This window comes from Streptomyces sp. NPDC017225, from assembly GCF_044331465.1.
Taxonomy (GTDB): domain Bacteria; phylum Actinomycetota; class Actinomycetes; order Streptomycetales; family Streptomycetaceae; genus Streptomyces.
In genome coordinates this window covers 188,029-205,223 of record NZ_JBIRNE010000002.1, presented here as the reverse complement: position 1 = coordinate 205,223, position 17,195 = coordinate 188,029, and the positions used below count along the sequence as shown (strand labels likewise).

Below are 17,195 nucleotides of genomic sequence, written 5' to 3'. Positions count from 1 at the left end.
CGCCACCCGTGAGAACGGGGGGCATGTGCCGCCGCGCCCCGGGTACCCGTCGGCGGGAAAAGCCTAGGGAGACGTCGAACCGTGACTTTCGTGGGAGAGGTAATGGAGAGCGCCGTGATCCGGCCGGGAGCACAGGTCGTCGAGAGGACCACCGGGAGCAAGGCCGACGCCGGATCGCCGTGGGGTGTCGTGGACCCCCGTACCGTGGCTCCGCGTGACGCGCGGCAGCTGTCCCGCCAGTTCTTCCAGCGTCTGACGGAACTCGAAGAGGGCACGTACGAGTACCAGTACGCGCGCAACACCCTGATCGAGATGAACATGTCGCTGGTGCGGTTCGCCGCCGGCCGTTTCCGCGGCCGCGGGGACGACATGGAGGACGTCGTCCAGACCGGCATGATCGGCCTGATCAAGGCGATCGACCGGTTCGAGCTGTCGCGCGAGGTCGAGTTCACGTCCTTCGCGCTGCCGTACATCGTCGGCGAGATCAAGCGCTTCTTCCGTGACACCACCTGGGCCGTGCACGTACCGCGACGGCTCCAGGAGCTGCGGGTGGAGCTGGCCAAGGCCCGCGAGGAGCTCTCCTCCCGTCTGGACCGCGAGCCCACCGTCGCCGAACTCGCCACGCTGATGAACATCAGCGAGAACGAGGTGGTCGAGGGCCAGATCGCGTCCAACGGCTACAACTCCTCTTCGCTGGACGCCGCGCTGACCGGTGACGGACCCGAGAACGGGGAGTCGGTGCTGGCCGACTTCATCGGTGTGGAGGAGGACGGGCTGCGGCTCGTCGAGGACTTCCACTCGCTCGCGCCGCTGATGGCCGAGCTCAGTGAGCGCGACCGGCGGATCATCCACATGCGCTTCGTGGAGGAGGCCACCCAGGCGGAGATCGGCGAACGGCTCGGCTGCTCGCAGATGCACGTGTCCCGGCTGATCAAGCGGATCATCGGCCGGCTGCGCGAGGGCATGCTGGGCGAGCTGGGCTGCGCCTGACGGACGCGAACGGCCGAACACCGTTGTCGCCCCACGCGGAGACCGCTCCTTCGAAGGAGTGGGGCGGCACGGTCATGCCTCGGTGAGGTGCACCACCGCGCGCACCCGCTTGCCGACCGGTACGCGCTCGACCACGACCGCCTGGGCCAGGGCGTGGACGATCTCCAGGCCGTGCCCGCCGACCCGCTCGGGGTCGCGGGGGAAGCGCTGGGGCGCCGCACCGCTGCTGTCGTAGACGGTCACCGCCACCGAGGCGCCCGTGCCCTCCAGCTCCAGGATGTACGGCCCCTTGCTGTGGCGGTCGGCGTTGGTGATCAGCTCGCTCACCACCAGCAGTACCGCGCCGTCCGCGCGCCCGCCGATCGTGGCGCACCACTCGGTCCTCAACTGATCGAGGAAGAGCGAGGCGAAGGAACGCGCCTGCGCTATGCATCCCGGCTCGCCGGAGTAGTGTGCCGCCCGCCTCAGCGGTTCAACGGGAACGTCGAAACCAGTCGGTATCACTGCCCCGTCCAGGTATTCGGTCATGCGTGTCTCTCTCGGAAGCCGGACTGGCCGGACGCTGCTGCACCTGTCCTCGTACCCCGACCCCGGCCGTGCAGTCCCCGTTGTCCCGTACTGCGGGCATCGTCACAGTGGCGCGGGGAACCCGAGGGTGCGGGAAGGGTGTGCGATGAACGAACTGATGGCCGCGCGAAGCCTCTCCACCCGTCCGGTGGTCACCCTCGGCGGCGACGCCGTCGCCCACGTCAAGGACACCGTATGCGACGCCGCCGCGGGCCGGATCACCGGTTTCACCCTGAGCGGACGCGGCCTGCTGTCCGGCCCTCCGAAGGAGGGTCTGCCCTGGTCGGCCGTGTACGCGCTGGGCCACGACGCGGTGATGATCCGCGACCGGCGGGGCCTGGTGAGCGCCGCGGCCATGATGGCGCACCAGCGGACCCTGCGGGCCCGCGTGCTGGGGGCGAGGGTCCTGACGGAGTCGGGTACCGAGATCGGCACGGTGCTCGACGTCGTGGTGGAGGGCGGAACGGACGGGCGGATCGTCGGCTTCCGGGTGGCGGCGAGCAGACGGTTGGTGCCGGGTCGGGGCCGGCGGCACCGCCGGGTGTACGTGCCGCGCCGAGGGAAGGTCTCGGTCGCCGGCCGGTCCCTGGTGCTGCCTGATGAGGCCGCCCGGCACGTCGCCGACGGCCTGCCGGGTCTTACCGCCCTGGTGGTCGGCGGCGTCCCCGGTCCCGGGGAGGTTTCACCGCCGTGATGCTGTTCAGCGAGGTGCGGGGACTGCCGGTGGTGCCGCCGGCCGGGCCGATCGGCACGGTGACGTCCCTGACCGTCGACATCGCGTCCGGCGCGGTGAGCCATGTGCGGCTCCGGGGCAGCCGTCCTGGCAGGACGAGCGTGCTGTCCTGGGACTCGGTGCTCGCGGCCGGCCCCGGCGCTGTCCGGGTTCGTTCCGCCGCCGCCCCGGACACGGTCCCGCCCCACCACGACCTGCTGGGCCGTCGGGTCCTGACCGAGGCGGGCACCGCGCGCGGCACGGTGCTGGACGTGGCGTTCGACCCGGAGACCGGCCGTGTCCTCGCCGTCTTCACGACGCGCGGTGAGGTGCCCTGCGACCGGCTGCTGGGGCTGGGCGACTACGCCCTCGTCGTCCGGGCGGGCTGAGCCGCCGGGCCCGACGGAGGCCGGGCGCACCGGTGTCCCGGCCGTGCGTGTGTACCCCGCGGGACCTCCTCACGGACAGCCCGCCGGGGCAGGCGGCGAGCCGAGGCCCGGACCGCCCCCGGGGCCGGCTCGCGCGGGTGCTCCCCGTGCTCCGGCCGACGCGGACGGCCCTGTCACCGGGCGCGCCCGGCGGGCGCTGCTTAGCGTGGCAGCGTGAGCTCGCGAACCCCCTCCGGTCCTTCCGGCCGGGCCGCCGCCCGGCACGGCTGGGTCCAGGCCCTGGCGACGGTGCTGGCCGGGCTGGTCACCATGGGAGCCGTGGCCGCGCTCGGACTGTGGGCGGCCGGGGCCGCGGACCTGCCCGACAACGCCTTCCCCCGGGTCGTCACCGCGACCGTCGTGACCGCCGTGGGCGGCGCGCTGGAGCTTTCCGGCGACGCCGGAGAGTTCGCCGACACGGACGCGGGGCTGTCCGTGATCCCGCTGTCCGTCACGCTGACCGGCGCCCTGGTGATCGCCCGGGGGTTTCTGCGGCCACTGCGCCACCGGGCGGTGGCCGGCGTCCCGGAGCTGGCCGGCTGGACCGGGCGGATCGCCGTCCTGTGGCTGCTCGCCCTTCTCGGGCTGTCCTTCGCCGCCCGCCAGACCTTCGAGGTCTCCCTCGGGGAAGGCGCGCTGACCGACCTCGGCGACCTGTTCGGCATCAGGCCCAGGGTCGGCTTCACCACGGACGTGCCGCTGACCGTCCTCTTCGGGACGCTGTGGCTGGCGGGCGTGCTCGTGCTGGCCCTGCTGGTCTCGCGCGGGGCGCCGCTGCCGGGGCGGCTCCTGCGCCCGCAGACGTCGGTGCGGCCGGCGGCGTACGCGATGGTCGCGCTGCTGCTCGTCTACGTCGTCGTCGGCGCGGTCGTCGCGCTGGTCGTCGCCGGGACCCGGGGTCACCCCGCGGACACCTTCGCCGTGCTGCTGCTCGGGCTGCCGAACCTGGCCTGGCTCGCGCTCACGATCGGTCTCGGCGCCTCCTGGGACGGGCGGGTGGAGGGGCCCTTCGGGCTGCCGATGCCGCATGTGCTCGACGAGGTGCTGCGCACGCCGGACGTCTCGACCCTGAACCTGGGGACGCTCACCGAGCGCGACGGGCGGTGGTGGTGGCTGCTGGCCGTCGCGGCGGTCCTGGTCCTGGCGGCCGGGTTCGTGCTCGCGTCCCGTTCGCCGGCCGGGACCCCGGCCTGGCTGCATGCCGTGCGCATGGGCGTGGCGCTGGCGCTCACGGTCCTCATGATCGGCCTGGTCGGCCGGATCTCCGTGCACTACGGCCTGTCGGTGCTCGGCATCGGCGACCTGGGCGGTGGGCTGTCCGGGCGGTTGTTCCTGCGGCCACGCCTGCGCGGTGCCGTCGGTCTCGCCCTGTTGTGGGGGCTGGTCGCCGGGTTCCTCGGCGCCCTGCTCGCGCGGTGGGTGGGCCGGCGGGGCGGCCGGGCCCCGGCGGGGCCCTAGATCCAGGGGTCGCGCGGCAGGCACTCGGGCAGCGCGTCGGCAGACACTCGGGTGCGGCACGGGCAGGTGCGGCACGGGCAGGTGCTCCGGCGGCTCAGGCGACGGGGACGACCAGGGGCGGGGAGGCCCGCTGCATGCGCAGCGCGTCCACGGACTCGGCCATCAGTTCGTACTCGGTGGTGTCGTCGCTGGTGGCGATCCGCACCAGGCGCCCTGCCGCCAACTCGTCGGCGACCATCTCCTGTTGGGCGTCGTCGGCGCACCAGGTGCGCAGGACGCGCGGTACGTCGGGGGCGTCGTCGGCGACCGGTGTCAGGGCGCCGCGCGGTAAGTGCGGAGTGTCGGGCTGCGGATCCAGCCGCTCGGCCATCCAGGAGGCGCGGTCGCGCAGCCACCAGAGGGCGAGGGCGAGGGTGGGAGCCCGGTAGGTACCCAGAGGTACGCCGATGCGTCGGCCGTCACAGACGCCGTAGGCGGTGACATGGCACAGGAACTCGTCGTGCACTGCTCCCCTCCCCCGTCGCCCAGCCCGCCTGCCGGTCGGGCATGGCGTCCGTGCGGCGCGTGTGCTGTGCGTGAGGACGCTGTCGCATGGTGTGAGACGCCCTAGAGGTGAGTATGTTCACTACTGAACCACTGTCACCATGAATTTCCGGCCAGTCTCCTGGCATATTCACGGCAGTCGATGGCCGAAATCCTGCGGCGCAGGCCCCCACCACCGGCGCCCCGCGGGGGGCCGCCTCCACAACCCCGGACGCGCCGGCCCGGCCATGGACGGGGATCCCGCGACGCCAGGGCGTACCGGGGAGGCTAGCGAGGTGTCGCTAGTACGTCCCGGAGTACGTTCGCGAGCGTGACGCGGGCCAGCTCGCGCCTCAGGGTCTCCTCGATGCCCTCGTAGACGCCCCGCATCGCCGGCTGGATGCCGTGACCCACCACGCATCCCTGGTCCGGGGTGGCACGGTGCATCGCGAACAGCGGGCCGGGTTCCACCGCCTCGTACACGTCGAGCAGGGTCATCGACCCCAGCTCGCGCGCCAGCGACCAGCCCGCGCCCACGCCCCGCCGGGATTCCACGAGTCCGGCCCTGCGCAGCTCGCCGAGCAGCCGCCTGATCACCACGGGGTTGGTGTTCGCGCTGGTCGCGATCTGCTCGGAGGTGGCGACCTCATGGCCCTGGCGCTGATAGAGACCGATCCAGGCCAGCGCGTGGGCGGCGATGGTCAGCCTGCTGTTGGCACTCACGAACGCCTCCTCTCGACCGCGGCACCTCGACCGCAACACTTCATGTTACGACAGTCGCAGTCGTAACAAAAAAAGTTGCGACAGACTGTCGTAACAATTAACGTTGCGACCATCGGGAAGAGCCAATCAACGAGGTGTGAAGAATGAGCAAGCCACTCAAGGGCAAGGTCGCGCTGGTCACCGGGGGGTCGCGCGGACTGGGAGCCGCGACCGTACGGCTGCTGGCCGAGCAGGGCGCCGACGTCGCCTTCACCTACGTCAGCTCCGACAAGCAGGCGCAGGCCGTCGTCGACGAGGTGTGCGGCGAAGGAGCCAAGGCCGTCGCCTTCAAGTCCGACCAGGCGGACGTGGGTCGGGCGCCGGCGCTGATCGACGACGTGGTCGCGCACTTCGGCGGCCTGGACATCCTCGTCAACAACGCGGCGATCTCCGTGGCTGGCACGGTGGACGACCCGGACGCCGACACCGCCGCACTGGACCGGATGCACGCCACCAACTACCTCGGCGTGATCGCCGTCATCCGGGCCGCCTCCCGAGTGCTGCGCGAGGGCGGCCGCGTCATCACGGTGAGTTCCGGGCTGGGCTCCCGGGTCGGCGCCCCGGGCCTCGCCGACTACGCGGCGACCAAGTCCGGGGTCGAGAGGTACACCATGGGGGCCGCACGGGACCTCGGGCCCCGGAACATCACGGCCAACGTCGTGGAGGCCGGACTGATGGAGGGCGGCATGCAGCCGCCGGACCCCGAGACCCTCAAGGCCCTGATCGGCTCACTGTCCCTGCAGCGCATGGGTCGCCCCGAAGAGATCGCGGCGGCGATCGGCTTCCTGGCGAGCCCCGCCGCGTCGTACGTCACGGGCGCGGTGCTGGACGCCCACGGTGGCTACAACGCCTGACGCGGCACTGTCCCATGACCGGTGAGGCCCACCCGGGAAACCGGGCGGGCCTTCCCGCGTACGGGGTCATCCGGCCGAGTCCTCGAGGTCTGGCCGTTCGTGGCTCCGCCTCCGGGGTCCCTCCGTGCGCGTGCTATCGCGTGACGATCTTGTCGATCCGGGCCAGTTCGTCGGACCCGAAGTCGAGGTTCCCGATGGCCGCCACGCTGTCCTCCAGCTGCCCCGGGCTGCTCGCGCCGACCAGGGCGGAGGTCACCCGGCCCTCGCGCAGCACCCACGCCAGCGCCATCTGGGCCAGCGACTGGCCGCGGGACTTCGCGATCTCGTCCAGGGCGCGCAGCTTGCCGACGAGTTCCCCGGTGACCGCGTCGGAGTTCAGGAAGGGGCTGTCGCTCGCGGCGCGCGAGTCCTCCGGGATGCCGTCGAGATAGCGGCCGGTCAGCAGGCCCTGCTCCAGCGGGGAGTAGGCGATGGAACCGACCTGGAGCTCGTCGAGGGTGTCCAGGAGGCCGCTGGTCTCGGGGCGGCGGTCGAGCATGGAGTAGCGCGGCTGGTGGATCAGCAGCGGGGTGCCCAGCTCGGCGAGGATACGGGCGGCCTCACGGGTCTGCTCCGGGGAGTAGTTGGAGACGCCGACGTACAGCGCCTTGCCCTGCCGCACCGCCGTGTGCAGGGCGCCCATCGTCTCCTCCAGGGGAGTCTCCGGGTCGGGGCGGTGCGAGTAGAAGACGTCGACGTAGTCCAGGCCCATGCGGGTCAGGCTCTGGTCGAGGGAGGACAGCAGGTACTTGCGCGAGCCCCACTCCCCGTACGGACCGGGCCACATCAGATAGCCGGCCTTGGTGGAGATGACCAGCTCGTCGCGGTACGACGCGAAGTCGGCCCTGAGCGCCTCGCCGAGCGCGGACTCGGCGGAGCCGGGCGGCGGGCCGTAGTTGTTGGCGAGGTCGAAGTGGGTGACGCCGAGATCGAAGGCGCGGCGCAGGATGGCGCGCTGGGTCTCGACGGGGCGGTCCGGGCCGAAGTTGTGCCACAGGCCGAGCGAGAGCGCGGGGAGCTTCAGGCCGCTGCGTCCGGTGCGCCGGTAGGGCATGTCCGCGTAGCGGTCGGGGTGTGCGGTGTACAACGCGACTCCAGAGGGGTTGGCACCCGGGGTGCGGGGCTTGGGCGGAACCGTGTCCCACTCTGTCGTGACCTGCGGGCAGTGGTCCAACAGAAGAATCCGATGGGATTGTGCGGCTACGCTTCTCAGTCATGGAACTGCGTCACCTCCAGCACTTCGTCGCGGTCGCCGAGGACCAGCACTTCACCCGCGCGGCGGAACGGCTGCTGGTCTCCCAGTCCGGCCTGTCGGCTTCCATCCGGGCGCTGGAGCGGGAGCTGCGGGCGCCGCTGTTCGTGCGCACCACGCGCCGGGTGACGCTGACGGAGGCCGGACGGGCTCTGCTGGGCGAGGCCCGGCGGATCCTCGCCCAGGTGCGCTCGGCGCACGAGGCGGTCGCCGCGGTGCAGGGCGTGCTGCGCGGCACGCTGTCGCTGGGCACCGAGCAGTGCGTCGCCGGGGTGCCGGTGGCGGGGCTGCTGGCCGCGTTCCGCGGGCAGCACCCGGACGTGGAGATCCGGCTGCGGCAGGCGGGCTCGGGCGAGCTGGCGGAGGAGGTCGCGGCCGGACGGCTCGATCTGGCCTTCGCCTACCGGACCCAGGCCGACACGGACCAGCTGCGGTCGGTCTCGCTCGCCGGTGAGCCCATGACCGTGCTGTGCCATCCCGACCACCGCCTGGCGACGGGCGGCGCGGTGCTGACCCCGCGCGATCTGGCCGACGAGGTCTTCGTCGACTTCCACCCGGACTGGGGCCCGCGCCGCGTCACCGACACCGCCTTCGCCGAGGCGGGCGTACGGCGGACCGTCGCGCTGGAGGTGAACGACGTACACGGTCTGCTCGACCTGCTCGACGAGAACCTCGGCATCGCGGTCGTACCGCGCCACTTCCGGCACAAGCGGGCCTCCCTCACCTCGCTGCCACTGAAGGACACCGACGACACGGCGTACGAGACCATCGCTCTGCTGCCACCGGCCGAGGCCACCAGTCCGGCGGCGCGGGCGCTGATGGGGCTGCTGGAAACGGGGAGCGCGTGAGGAAGGAGTGCGCGATGGTGGACCCATGCACGCAAAGGACATCCTCATCGAGGGCTACGGCCGCATCCAGGAAGAAGTCCACGCCGCCGTCGAGGGCCTTGGCCCGGACTCCCTGAACGCACGCCCCGCCGGTGACGCCAACTCCGTCTCCTGGCTCGTCTGGCACCTCACCCGCGTCCAGGACGACCACGTCGCGGACGCCTTCGGGCTCGACCAGGTGTGGCTGACCGGCGAGTGGGAGAAACGCTTCGCCCTCGGTCTGCCCCGCCACGACACCGGTTACGGCCACAGCTCCGCGGAGGTCGCGAAGGTCCGGGTCGATTCGGCCGACCTGCTGACCGGTTACCACGACGCCGTGCACGAGCAGACGCTCGGTGCCCTGCGCTCGCTGGCCGCGAAGGACCTGGAGCGGATCGTGGACGAGAACTGGGACCCGCCGGTCACCCTCGGCGCCCGGCTGGTGAGCGTCCTGTCCGACGATCTCCAGCACGTCGGACAGGCCGCCTATGCGCGCGGGCTCGTTCAGAGCGCCGCTTCGTAACCCGGCAGGACGACGTCCTCGATCAGGGCCCTGCGCTCGTCGAAGGGGATGAAGGCGCTCTTCACCGCGTTCACCGTGACCGTGCGCAGGTCCTCGGCCGTCCAGCCCGCCTGCTCCACCAGCAGGGACATCTCACGGGTCATCGTCGTGCCGGAGACGAGGCGGTTGTCGGTGTTGAGGGTGACGCGGAAACCGAGATCCTTGAGCGCGGTGATGGGGTGCTCGGCGATCGAGGTCGCGGCGCCGGTCTGGAGGTTGGACGTGGGGCACATCTCCAGGGCGATCCGGCGGTCGCGGACCCAGCCCGCGAGGCGGCCGAGCTTGCCCGCCGCGAGGTCCGGGATGTCGTCCGTGATGCGCACCCCGTGGCCGATGCGCTGGGCGCCGCACACCTGGAGCGCCTGGTGGATGCTGGGCAGCCCGTGCGCCTCGCCGGCGTGGATGGTGAAGGGGACGTTCTCGCGGCGCAGGTACGCGAAGGCGTCGAGGTGGTCGGCGGGCGGGAAGCCGTCCTCGGCGCCCGCGATGTCGAAGCCGACGACGCCGGCGTCCCGGAAGGCCACCGCGAGGTCGGCGGTCTCCCGCGTGCGGTCGAACATCCGCATGCCGCAGAGCAGGGTGCCGACGCGGACCGGCGTGCCCGCCGCCGCCGCCTTGGCCATGCCGGCGGCCAGGCCCTCCTGGACGGTCGCGACGACCTCGGCGAGGGTCAGTCCGCCGCTGGTCATCAGCTCGGGGGCGTAGCGGACCTCGCCGTAGACGACACCGTCGGCGGCGAGGTCGAGGACGTACTCCTCGGCGGTGCGCAGCAGGCCCTCGCGGTTCTGCATCACCGCGAGGGTGTGTTCGAAGGTGGCGATGTAGCGCACCAGGTCCCCGGAGTTGGCGGCCTCGTAGTACCAGGCGGCCAGCTCGGCGGGGTCGGTGGTGGGCAGGCTGTGACCGACTGTCTCCGCCAGCTCCACGACGGTCGCGGGGCGCAGGCCGCCGTCGAGGTGGTCGTGCAGCACCGCCTTCGGGAGGCGGCGGAGGGTCTCGGTGTCTATGCGCGTAGATGCCATGTTCGGTCGTTCCTCGGCGGGTCGTGGACAGGAGTGCGGAGCGGGTCAGGGAGCGGCGGGCTGGAGCAGGTCCCAGCGGTTGCCGTACAGGTCCCGGAAGACGGCGACCGAGCCGTAGGGCTCGTGCCGGGGCTCCTCCAGGAAGGTCACGCCCGCGGCCGTCATACGGGCGTGGTCGCGGGCGAAGTCGTCGGTGTGCAGGAAGAAGCCGACGCGCCCGCCCGTCTGGTCGCCGATCCGGGAGCGCTGCGCCTCCCCCTTGGCGCGGGCCAGCAGCAGGGCGGCGCCCTGCGCCGCGCCGCCGGGCTCGACGACGACCCAGCGGGAGCCGTCGGGCCGGGGCGTGTCCTCGGCGAGACGGAATCCGAGGGCCTCGGTGTAGAAGCGGATCGCCTCGTCGTAGTCGTCGACGACGAGGGCGACCAGGGCGATGCGGGTCATCGGGGCCTTTCGGGACGGGCGATTGACGGGAGAGGTTATACGTAAAACTGCTCTCCGCACAATGCCGCGCCGGTCTCCGGTCCTACGTCCTGGGCCCGAGGCGCGAGCGCCGGACGTCCATTACCGTCACGGCCATGGAGATCACCGCACCGCCGCGCGAGCCCCGGCAACGCAAGCAGGACGTGCTGGACCGGCTGGAGCGGGAGGAGGACGTCTGGGTGGCCACGGCGGACGCCGACGGCCTGCCCTGCATGGTTCCGCTGTGGTTCGTGTGGCACGGGGAGTCGGTCTGGCTGTGCACCCGGCTCACCAACCCGACCGGCCGCAACCTGCGTGACGGCGCCCGGGCCCGGCTGGCCTTCGGGCACACGCGGGACGTCGTCCTGATCGACGGCGAGGTGGAGACGTTCGCGCGGCGTGGGGCGCCGTCCGCGGCGGCCGAGGCGTTCCGGGCGAAGACCGGCTGGGACCCGCGCGAGGACAGCGCCTCGTACGCCTGGTTCCGGGTGCGTCCGCTCGCGGTCCAGGCATGGCACGAGGTACGCGAGCAGAGGGAGCGGCACATCATGCGGGACGGGGTGTGGACCGTGTAGCGCGTGGCTCTTCGCGTACGCCTCGGCCCTCTCCTGCGCCACGGCCCGTCCGGCGCCTGGAGCCGTGCGTGCGCGTCAGGCCTCCCGGGGGCGTGAAGCTGTGCCGGCAGCGCGAGCCGCTGGGCGGGTCGGCCCGTCCGGGCGCCGTCGAGTCGGGCCGGGTCCCCCGTCGGTGAGGCGCAGGGCGCCCGCCGCGACGTCCTCGGTGAGACGGCCGGGATCGCCGGTACCGGGGACGGCCAGGACGTTCGGGCCCTGGCGCGGGGTCCAGGCGATCCTCGCCCGCGCGGAGCCGGAGGGTGTCGTCGGGATCTTGCCGGGGCTCGCGGTCGCCCGGCGGGCCGAGGTGGAAGGCGGCGCCGCCCGTCCACCGCATCGGGCCGAAGCCGACGCGGTGGGCGGGCGGGTCGCCGGGATGTCAGGTGCCCGCGGACTCCGCGGTGATCGCTTCCGAGGCCCTCGGTGGAGTCTCGCGCGCACCCGGCGTGGCTCAGCAGTAGAGGTTGCCGCCCGGTGAGACGCCGAGGATCTGGCTGAACTGCTGGTACTTGGAGACGCGGCTCTGCACCTGCGCGGGGTTCTTGCCGTCGCACTCCAGGGACCCGTTGATGGAGCGGATCGTCTGGCCGAAGCCGGCGCCGTTCACCATGGCGTTGTGCCCGGTCATGCTGCCCGGCCCGGACTGGGTGTTCCAGTACCACAGGGCGGTCTTCCAGGCGACGGCCGCGTCGTTCTGCACCAGCCAGGGGTTGTTCAGCAGGTCGATGCCGAGCGCGTCGCCCGCGGCCTTGTAGTTGAAGTTCCAGCTGAGCTGGATCGGGCCCCGTCCGTAGTAGGCGGCCTGGCCGGCCGGGCAGCCGTAGGACTGGCCCCAGTCGCAGTAGTGCGGGTAGTTGGCGGTGTTCTGCTCGACGATGTGCACGAGTCCGCCGGTCTCGTGGCTGACGTTGGCGAGAAAGGCCGCCGCCTCCTGCTTCTTGGTGGTGTCGCTGCCGGTGTCGGCGAAGCCGGGGTAGGCGCTGAGCGCGGCGGTGAGGCCGCTGTAGGTGTAGAAGGAGTTCCTGCCCGGGAACATCTGGTTGAACTGGGCCTCGGACACCACGAAGTCGCCGACCGGAGTCTCCGAGCCGCCGTCGCAGGCGTACGGCTCCCAGTACCAGGTGCTGATCAGCGGGTCGTAGCCCGGGTTGGCGTGCTCGGCCCGGTAGGCCTTGCCGTCGGTGTAGCGGACGATGTCGCCGGTGTTGTAGTTCGCGTCGGCCGACCAGGCCGGGTAGCTGGAACACGAGGCGGCGGACGCCTCGGTGGCGGGCAGGAGCACGGGCACGGCTCCCGCGAGGGCGAGCACGGTCACCAGAGCGGATATACGGCGCCTCGACACGGATCTGCCTCCTTCGGCGGAGCACGGCCGCTCCCGTCGCAGGGGCAGGGCGGAGCGGAGCCTTGTGCGCGCGTGCCGGCCGGACCGGCCACGGCGTGCGGGGCGGCCGTGGTGGGGGGTTCGAGGCACACTCAACCGCGTTGGTATGTACCAGTCAAGGGTGTAGACCAGTTCAACCCGGCCGGTTCTCGGCCGGGCTGGCGTGGGACGGTCGGGCCGCTCAGTTCAGCGGCTTCTTCAGGACCGCCTTGCGGTGACTGAACGTCTCGATGGAGTAGCGGCCGTGGTAACTGCCCATGCCGCTCTCCCCCACTCCGCCGAAGGGCAGGTCGGAGACGGTGAGATGGGCGAGCGGCAGCCCGTGGCCGAGGCCGCCGGAGGACGTCTCCGCGGCGAACCGCTCCCGGGTCGTGTCGGACTCGCTGAAGACGTAGAGGGCCAGCGGCTTGTCGCGGTCGTTGACGAAATCGATCGCCTCGTCCAGGCCCGGCACGGTGACGATCGGCAGGATCGGGCCGAAGATCTCCTCGCGCATCACCGGCGCCTCGGGAGCCACGTCGGCGAGCACGGTCGGCGCGATGTACTTCCGCGTACGGTCGCTGTCACCGCCTACGACCACCCGGCCGGAGTCCAACAGGCCGGTCAGCCGGTCGAAGTGGCGCTCGTTGACGATCCGCGCGTAATCCGCCGACCGCGCCGGGTCGGCGCCGTACAGACCCTCGACGGCTCGGGCCAGCGCCGGTTCAAGGGCGGCGGCGGTCTCCGGGTCGGTGAGCACGTAGTCGGGGGCCACGCAGGTCTGGCCCGCGTTGAGGAACTTGCCGCCGGCCAGCCGGGCGGCGACGAGGTCGAGGTCGGCGTCACGGTCGACGAACGCCGGGGACTTGCCGCCGAGTTCGAGGGTGACCGGGGTGAGGTGCTCTGCGGCGGCGCGCATCACGATGCGGCCGACGGTGCCGTTGCCGGTGTAGAAGACGTGGTCGAAGCGCTCGGCGAGCAGGGCCGTGGTCTCGGGGATCCCGCCCTCGACGACGGCCACGGCCTCGGTGTCAAGATACTGGGGCAGCAGGCGGGCCAGTGCCGCGGAGGTGGCCGGGGCCAGCTCGCTCGGCTTGGCGACCACCGTGTTGCCCGCGGCCAGGGCGCCGACCACCGGTGCGAGCAGGAGCTGGGCCGGGTAGTTCCAGGGGGCGATGACGAGGACGACGCCGAGGGGGTCGTACTGCGTCCAGGCCGTGGCGTCGGCGCCGAGGTGCGCCGGGACGGGGGCGGGCTCGGGGCGCAGCCAGTCGGTGAGGTGGTCGAGGGTGTGGTCGATCTCGCGCACCGTGAAGCCGATCTCCGTGCGCTGGGCCTCGGCGGCACTCTTGCCGAGGTCGGCGTGGAGCGCCGCCTCCAGGTCGGGGCCGTGCTCCGTGAGCAGTGCGCGCAGCCGGCGCAGCTGTGCGGTGCGCCACTCGACGGGCTTGGTACGGCCGGTGCGGAAGGTGGCGCGCAGACGGGCCACGACGTCGACGGGCTGCTCGGGGGCGGGGTGGTTCAAGGGGTGCCTCGCTGGTGCGCTGGTGGTGAAGAGGTCGGCTGGACGACTGGCCGTGCCGGACACGCCGGACGACTGGATGTAATTGCCAACCTTTCAGACACCGAAATACATTCCCCGCGTTCAGCTCTCGTCGCGGGCCTGGACGACCACCAGGAAGGCGTCCGACTCCAGGTCCATCACGACGGTCGCGGACTCACCCCGCGCACGACGGCGCGCGGCGCACTCCTCCGCGGGCCACGACCCGCGCGGCGATCCCGCCGGGAACCGCTCCAACACCTTCGCGCCCATAGTGGCGGTCACCTCCACCGTCCCGTCCGCCGCACGCTCGCACGCGCTCTCCCACCTCCACACCTGCCCGCGATCCGCGTGGACATGTCCAGTCCGGCTACGACTACACATAAGGGAGAAATAAGAGCAGAATGGACATATACCGCGTAATCGCACACCGCACCAGACGCGGTCGGCCCGGCAAGTCGAAGGAGACGACTCATGGCCAACGTCTCGCACACCCGAGGTGACATGACCAGCCACCCCGACGCTCCGGAAATGCAGGCACGCTACGCCCGCATGCTCGGTGGCCGGGACGTGGCACTCGTGGACGGGCCGGTGTTCCTGCTCGGCCTCTACTGTGCCGTGTCCCCGTGGATACTCCACTTCACCACCAGCCAGCCCTCGCTCGTGGCCCACAACCTGATCATAGGAATCGCCATCGGCCTGCTGGCCCTGGGATTCACCCGCGCCCCGGACCGCATGTACGGCCTCAGCGGGGCCATGTGCGCGATGGGCATCTGGATGATCATCTCGCCGTGGATCGTCGGCACGAGCCCGGACGCCGGCGTCATCTGGAACAACATCATCATCGGCGCGCTGACCCTGGCCCTGGGGACGGTGTGCGCCGCCACGGCGGCGAAGAGCATGCGCAAGCCCTAGACACACGGGACCCCGGACGCACGGGGAAGGGAACGCCACGAGCCGGGCCGCACAACGCGGGCCGGCTCGCGCACGCCCCCGAAGCCGCACGCCCCGAAGCCTTCCGCGGACTGCACCCGCCCGCAGCGGGCACACGCACTACCGCGGGGGTCTTGACACGAAGGGGCGAAGATGGAAATCGGCGGCATCATCAGTGCCATCGTCATCGGTATCGTCATCGGCGTCCTGGGCCGACTCGTCGTCCCGGGCCGTCAGCGCATCGGCGTGCTGTGGACGATCGGCGTCGGCATCCTGGCCGCGCTGATCGGATCATGGGTCGCGGCGGCCTTCGACGTGGCCGACACCAACGGCGTCGACTGGGTCGAGTGGCTCATCCAGATCGGTCTGGCCGCACTCGGCGTGGCCGCGCTGGACCGGTCACGACCGCGTCCGCGCCGCTGAGGACGCGGGACCGTCACCGGCTCCCGAGCCACTGCTCGTACCAGGTCACGGTGGTCTCCACGGTCTCCACGAGCGGCGTCGGGGTCACCCCGAAGAACTGCTCGAAGGCGGTGGAGTCCACGATCTGGGGCTCCGTGTGCTGGTAGAAGATCTCCGCGTACTCGGCCATGAAACGCTCGTCGAACGGGCCGAAGGGGCGGGGCTCCGTCAGCACCACGACGTTCAGCGGCCGGCCCACCCGCTTCTCGATCATCGTGTAGATCTCGCGTGTGCTGACGGCCGGGGCGGTGGGCAGGTGCCACACACGGCCGTCACCTTCGGGGCGCTCACCGAGCGTCGCGAGGCCGGCCGCCACGTCCCGGATGGCGGTGTAGCTGTGCGGCAGGTCGATGTCGCCCAGCCCCGGGACGTCACCGCCGGTGAGCGCGCCCGGGAAGACGGCGGCACCGAGGGTCGAGTTGAGCACGCCGGGACCGACGAAGTCGGCGCTGCGACCGAGAACCACACGAGCCCGGCCGGCCCGGTGCGCGGCGAGATACCGCTCGTCGAGCTCGGCACGCATCCGTCCCTTGCGGCCGGTCGCCCGCCAGGGACTGTCCTCGGTCATCACCGCTCCCCCGGTCCGCCCGTACGGGTAGAGCGTGTCGAGCACGACCAGCCGGGCCCCGCTCGCCTCGACGGCGGCCAGCACGGCCTCCTGGACGCACGGCATCAGCTCGGTCTGGAGGTGATAGGCGACGTTGACGCAGTGGTACACGACGGCGGCGTCGCCTATCGCGGCCCCGGCTCCCTCGACCGTGCTCACGTCGGCGGCGAACCGCTCGACGCCCTCGATCCCGGGACCTTCGCCCCTCCGGTCGACGAGACGGACGGGATGCCCCCTGCGTACCAGCTCACGAGCGAGCTCGGTACCGGCGGGGCCGGATCCCAGGACGACGTGCGGGACATGCGGCTGCGGGATGGCTGCGGACATGGCGGTCCCCTTCACTTCGAGATCTCTGCGCTGGTCGGCGAGAGCGCCACTAACGACTCTCGCCATAGTTAGAGACTCTAACTCCCGCGACATGCCATCGCAATGTGTCGGCGGCGTAGGCTGCGGGGGAGATCACGTCGTGGAGGAGGGCCGTGCGCATGGTCGTGAAGGACGCCGAACTGTCACACCTGCGCCGTTGCGTGGAGCTGGCGGGCGAGGCACTGGAGGCCGGCGACGAGCCGTTCGGGTCGGTCCTGGTCGGCGCGGACGGCACGGTGCTGGCCGAGGACCACAACCGCGTGGCCTCCGGCGACCGCACTCGTCACCCGGAGTTCGAGCTCGCGCGCTGGTCCGCCGCCCACCTCACCCCCGACGAGCGGGCCGCCGCCACGGTGTACACCTCCGGCGAGCACTGCCCGATGTGCGCGGCCGCGCACGCCTGGGTGGGCCTGGGACGCATCGTGTACGTCGCCTCGTCGGAGCAGCTCGTGGGCTGGCTGGCGGAACTGGGCGTCCCCGCGCCGCCGGTGCGGACGCTGGCGGTGCACGAGGTGGCGCCCGGTGTGACCGTGGAGGGCCCGGTACCGGAACTGACCGCCGAGGTCCGCGCGTTGCACCGCCGGTTCCACGAGGCGTGAAGCCGGGCGGAGGGGATCGCGGACGAGGCCACCGGGCGTCGGCGGACAGGTACCGGCGAAGGTGAACGCGTGCCGGCGAAGGCGGACAGGCCCCGCCGACGCCGCCCCTGTCCCGGCGACGCCAACACGTGTCCCCCGCGACGCCACCCGTGTTTCGGCGCCCCATGCGTGGCCCGCCGCCGCATCCGCCCCGGCGACACCCACGTGTCCCTCCCGACGCC

At 72.0% G+C, this 17,195-nt stretch carries 21 protein-coding genes and 1 pseudogene; 11 read left to right on the top strand and 11 right to left on the bottom strand.

From position 1 onward, the window contains the following. The first annotated feature begins 102 nt into the window (after positions 1-102). Positions 103-990, top strand: coding sequence for an RNA polymerase sigma factor SigF (locus ACH4NX_RS04590; RefSeq protein WP_398127170.1), 888 nt, complete (start codon positions 103-105; stop codon positions 988-990). A 72-nt stretch (positions 991-1,062) separates the two neighbouring features. On the opposite strand, the gene ACH4NX_RS04585 is transcribed toward ACH4NX_RS04590, so the two are convergent. Further along, positions 1,063-1,518 (bottom strand): ATP-binding protein, encoded by a 456-nt coding sequence (locus ACH4NX_RS04585; RefSeq protein WP_398126984.1) that lies wholly within the window; start codon positions 1,516-1,518, stop codon positions 1,063-1,065. A 145-nt stretch (positions 1,519-1,663) separates the two neighbouring features. On the opposite strand from ACH4NX_RS04585, the gene ACH4NX_RS04580 reads away from it, so the two are divergent. The 3 genes from ACH4NX_RS04580 to ACH4NX_RS04570 all read left to right on the top strand — a co-directional run bounded on the left by ACH4NX_RS04580 (position 1,664) and on the right by ACH4NX_RS04570 (position 4,155). Continuing rightward, positions 1,664-2,251 carry a PRC-barrel domain-containing protein gene (locus tag ACH4NX_RS04580; RefSeq protein ID WP_398126985.1) on the top strand — a complete coding sequence of 196 codons (588 nt, stop codon included), beginning with the start codon at positions 1,664-1,666 and terminating at the stop codon, positions 2,249-2,251. Next, positions 2,248-2,658: a PRC-barrel domain-containing protein gene (locus ACH4NX_RS04575; RefSeq protein WP_398126986.1), complete on the top strand. Its 411-nt coding sequence runs from the start codon at positions 2,248-2,250 to the stop codon at positions 2,656-2,658. Before ACH4NX_RS04580 ends, ACH4NX_RS04575 begins: the two co-directional genes overlap by 4 nt. A gap of 213 nt (positions 2,659-2,871) precedes the next feature. Further along, positions 2,872-4,155, top strand: a complete 1,284-nt coding sequence (locus ACH4NX_RS04570) for a streptophobe family protein (protein WP_398126987.1) — start codon at positions 2,872-2,874, stop codon at positions 4,153-4,155. Between the two features lie 94 nt (positions 4,156-4,249). On the opposite strand, the gene ACH4NX_RS04565 is transcribed toward ACH4NX_RS04570, so the two are convergent. Both ACH4NX_RS04565 and ACH4NX_RS04560 read right to left on the bottom strand, forming a co-directional pair. Next, positions 4,250-4,660, bottom strand: coding sequence for a hypothetical protein (locus ACH4NX_RS04565; protein WP_351398863.1), 411 nt, complete (start codon positions 4,658-4,660; stop codon positions 4,250-4,252). A gap of 305 nt (positions 4,661-4,965) precedes the next feature. Further along, the gene (locus ACH4NX_RS04560) at positions 4,966-5,400 is read right to left on the bottom strand and encodes an Rrf2 family transcriptional regulator (protein ID WP_351398866.1); all 435 of its coding nucleotides are present in this window, start codon (positions 5,398-5,400) and stop codon (positions 4,966-4,968) included. A gap of 143 nt (positions 5,401-5,543) precedes the next feature. Between ACH4NX_RS04560 and ACH4NX_RS04555 the strand changes: the two genes are divergently transcribed. Next, positions 5,544-6,293 carry an SDR family oxidoreductase gene (locus ACH4NX_RS04555; RefSeq protein WP_351398868.1) on the top strand — a complete coding sequence of 250 codons (750 nt, stop codon included), beginning with the start codon at positions 5,544-5,546 and terminating at the stop codon, positions 6,291-6,293. A gap of 133 nt (positions 6,294-6,426) precedes the next feature. Here the strand turns inward: ACH4NX_RS04555 and mgrA are convergent, their stop codons facing one another. Beyond that, the gene (mgrA, locus tag ACH4NX_RS04550; RefSeq protein ID WP_351398869.1) at positions 6,427-7,419 is read right to left on the bottom strand and encodes an L-glyceraldehyde 3-phosphate reductase; all 993 of its coding nucleotides are present in this window, start codon (positions 7,417-7,419) and stop codon (positions 6,427-6,429) included. Between the two features lie 128 nt (positions 7,420-7,547). On the opposite strand from mgrA, the gene ACH4NX_RS04545 reads away from it, so the two are divergent. Next, positions 7,548-8,432 carry a LysR substrate-binding domain-containing protein gene (locus ACH4NX_RS04545; RefSeq protein ID WP_351398871.1) on the top strand — a complete coding sequence of 295 codons (885 nt, stop codon included), beginning with the start codon at positions 7,548-7,550 and terminating at the stop codon, positions 8,430-8,432. Between the two features lie 25 nt (positions 8,433-8,457). Next, complete coding sequence (locus ACH4NX_RS04540; RefSeq protein ID WP_351398873.1) at positions 8,458-8,973, top strand: DinB family protein; 516 nt, start codon at positions 8,458-8,460, stop codon at positions 8,971-8,973. Here the strand turns inward: ACH4NX_RS04540 and ACH4NX_RS04535 are convergent. Then, complete coding sequence (locus ACH4NX_RS04535) at positions 8,955-10,034, bottom strand: adenosine deaminase (protein ID WP_351398876.1); 1,080 nt, start codon at positions 10,032-10,034, stop codon at positions 8,955-8,957. The genes ACH4NX_RS04540 and ACH4NX_RS04535 overlap by 19 nt on opposite strands. A 45-nt stretch (positions 10,035-10,079) precedes the next feature. Continuing rightward, positions 10,080-10,475 (bottom strand): VOC family protein, encoded by a 396-nt coding sequence (locus ACH4NX_RS04530; RefSeq protein ID WP_398126988.1) that lies wholly within the window; start codon positions 10,473-10,475, stop codon positions 10,080-10,082. A gap of 134 nt (positions 10,476-10,609) precedes the next feature. Between ACH4NX_RS04530 and ACH4NX_RS04525 the strand changes: the two genes are divergently transcribed. Continuing rightward, positions 10,610-11,068 carry a pyridoxamine 5'-phosphate oxidase family protein gene (locus ACH4NX_RS04525; protein WP_351398880.1) on the top strand — a complete coding sequence of 153 codons (459 nt, stop codon included), beginning with the start codon at positions 10,610-10,612 and terminating at the stop codon, positions 11,066-11,068. Between the two features lie 168 nt (positions 11,069-11,236). Here the strand turns inward: ACH4NX_RS04525 and ACH4NX_RS04520 are convergent. The 4 genes and pseudogenes from ACH4NX_RS04520 to ACH4NX_RS04505 form a co-directional block, all read right to left on the bottom strand. After that, positions 11,237-11,356 (bottom strand): annotated as a pseudogene (locus ACH4NX_RS04520) (aldo/keto reductase); the annotation flags it as partial. Positions 11,357-11,558: 202 nt separating this feature from the next. Beyond that, complete coding sequence (locus ACH4NX_RS04515) at positions 11,559-12,449, bottom strand: glycoside hydrolase family 19 protein (RefSeq protein WP_351398882.1); 891 nt, start codon at positions 12,447-12,449, stop codon at positions 11,559-11,561. A gap of 220 nt (positions 12,450-12,669) precedes the next feature. Then, positions 12,670-13,992: an aldehyde dehydrogenase family protein gene (locus ACH4NX_RS04510; RefSeq protein WP_398126989.1), complete on the bottom strand. Its 1,323-nt coding sequence runs from the start codon at positions 13,990-13,992 to the stop codon at positions 12,670-12,672. 120 nt (positions 13,993-14,112) lie between these two features. After that, positions 14,113-14,280 (bottom strand): hypothetical protein, encoded by a 168-nt coding sequence (locus tag ACH4NX_RS04505; protein ID WP_351398886.1) that lies wholly within the window; start codon positions 14,278-14,280, stop codon positions 14,113-14,115. A 201-nt stretch (positions 14,281-14,481) separates the two neighbouring features. Here ACH4NX_RS04505 and ACH4NX_RS04500 point away from each other — a divergent pair, with 201 nt between their 5' ends. Together ACH4NX_RS04500 and ACH4NX_RS04495 are read left to right on the top strand one after the other, a co-directional pair. After that, positions 14,482-14,922, top strand: coding sequence for an SPW repeat protein (locus ACH4NX_RS04500; protein ID WP_351398888.1), 441 nt, complete (start codon positions 14,482-14,484; stop codon positions 14,920-14,922). Positions 14,923-15,093: 171 nt separating this feature from the next. Continuing rightward, the gene (locus tag ACH4NX_RS04495) at positions 15,094-15,363 is read left to right on the top strand and encodes a GlsB/YeaQ/YmgE family stress response membrane protein (RefSeq protein ID WP_351398890.1); all 270 of its coding nucleotides are present in this window, start codon (positions 15,094-15,096) and stop codon (positions 15,361-15,363) included. A gap of 13 nt (positions 15,364-15,376) precedes the next feature. Here the strand turns inward: ACH4NX_RS04495 and ACH4NX_RS04490 are convergent, their stop codons facing one another. Further along, complete coding sequence (locus tag ACH4NX_RS04490) at positions 15,377-16,336, bottom strand: NAD-dependent epimerase/dehydratase family protein (protein WP_398126990.1); 960 nt, start codon at positions 16,334-16,336, stop codon at positions 15,377-15,379. Positions 16,337-16,494: 158 nt separating this feature from the next. On the opposite strand from ACH4NX_RS04490, the gene ACH4NX_RS04485 reads away from it, so the two are divergent. Further along, complete coding sequence (locus tag ACH4NX_RS04485) at positions 16,495-16,974, top strand: nucleoside deaminase (RefSeq protein WP_398126991.1); 480 nt, start codon at positions 16,495-16,497, stop codon at positions 16,972-16,974. Positions 16,975-17,195 lie beyond the last annotated feature (221 nt).